Below are 1157 nucleotides of genomic sequence, written 5' to 3'. Positions count from 1 at the left end.
GGATAGTACATGTTCGCATTCCGGCAGCCTTTCCGGGCCCCGAATCTGGTAAATAAGTGGCAAAACCAGCACGATTTAAGAGGCTTCGCAACAAATAACGCGTTTTGAGAGTTGAAAATGAGCGCGTGTAACGATAACAAGAGTGAATCAAAAGTAATCCTGGTATCCTGCTCCGGCATGTGTGTCCACGGCCAGATCTCCGCAGGTGCGGTCCATCAGGTATTATATGAAAAAGCGAAGGGAACATGTGACTGGATCTGCCCTGCTTCTATCCAGGCCGGGATCGACTGGCAGTTGGATCGCCTGAAAAATGCCCGGGCGATCATTGCGGTACCGGGGTGTCCCGAGCTCTGCGACGTCAAGTCGCTCAGGAAAGCGGGATTCAAACCGGATAAAATTGTTCCAGCCTACAAAGTCTGCGATTTTGAACCGTGGGGGATCGAATTGCCCGACATTCCGACAGCCGAACGACAGGACATGATCGACAAACTTTCTGACGTTATTGCACAGGAAGTAGCCAAGGTGCGTAATCTGTAATTTTCAGGATCAGGCGATGTAACTATGGAAAAAAATCCCGTAATCATCGTTACCGGGGCCAGCTCCGGGATTGGGAAAGCGTGTGTGGACCTCCCTCATTCAGAATACCGGGCATCCACCCACCTACGAACAGATCCTGGTAGGAATCATCGGGGCAGCGGACTTTTACCTGATCAGGCTCGTCCTCATCATCTTCACGTTCGGTATTTACGAACTCTTCATCTCCGAGATCGACATTGCACGGGTCGAGGGGGGATTCGGGAGCATTCTTGATACCGAGAACCTTGATGACCTGAAAAACAAGATCATCAAAGTCATCATCATGGTGCTGATCGTGACGTTCTTCCAGCGGATCCTATCCATGGAATTTACCACATCCATTGATATGCTGGCAATGGCATTCTCGATCTGTTTAATCTGTGCCGGCGTGTACTTCCTCGGGAAGCACGGGCACTAAAATTTTTTCCCGTACTTATTTTTCGCAGATGACTTCTGTCCCCATTACGACCTGACAGAGGGATCTCCCTTCACATTTCCGTGAGAGACCGGACCCGGGGTGCGGTTTGTCTCTAAAAAAAGATTGGGCTACATTATTTTTCCGGACATCCGAAGGACGCGGT

Annotated in this window: 2 protein-coding genes; both read left to right on the top strand. The window is 50.0% G+C overall.

Features of this window, described 5'->3' with window-relative positions:
* Positions 1 to 117 precede the first annotated feature (117 nt).
* The gene (locus tag CW742_RS14230) at positions 118 to 537 is read left to right on the top strand and encodes a putative zinc-binding protein (protein WP_292421510.1); all 420 of its coding nucleotides are present in this window, start codon (positions 118 to 120) and stop codon (positions 535 to 537) included.
* Between the two features lie 82 nt (positions 538 to 619).
* Positions 620 to 994, top strand: a complete 375-nt coding sequence (locus CW742_RS14225; protein WP_292421508.1) for a YqhA family protein — start codon at positions 620 to 622, stop codon at positions 992 to 994.
* Positions 995 to 1157 lie beyond the last annotated feature (163 nt).

Origin of the sequence: Methanoregula sp., assembly GCF_002835825.1 — an archaeon.
Lineage (GTDB): Archaea > Halobacteriota > Methanomicrobia > Methanomicrobiales > Methanospirillaceae > Methanoregula.
The sequence above is the reverse complement of the archived record's forward strand: the minus strand, read 5'-3'. Positions and strand labels throughout refer to the sequence as shown.

What these genes read in the sequence shown, in the direction of transcription:
- CW742_RS14230 (WP_292421510.1), top strand. Translation starts at nt 118, where the DNA reads ATGAGCGCGTGTAACGATAACAAGAGTGAATCAAAAGTAATCCTGGTA.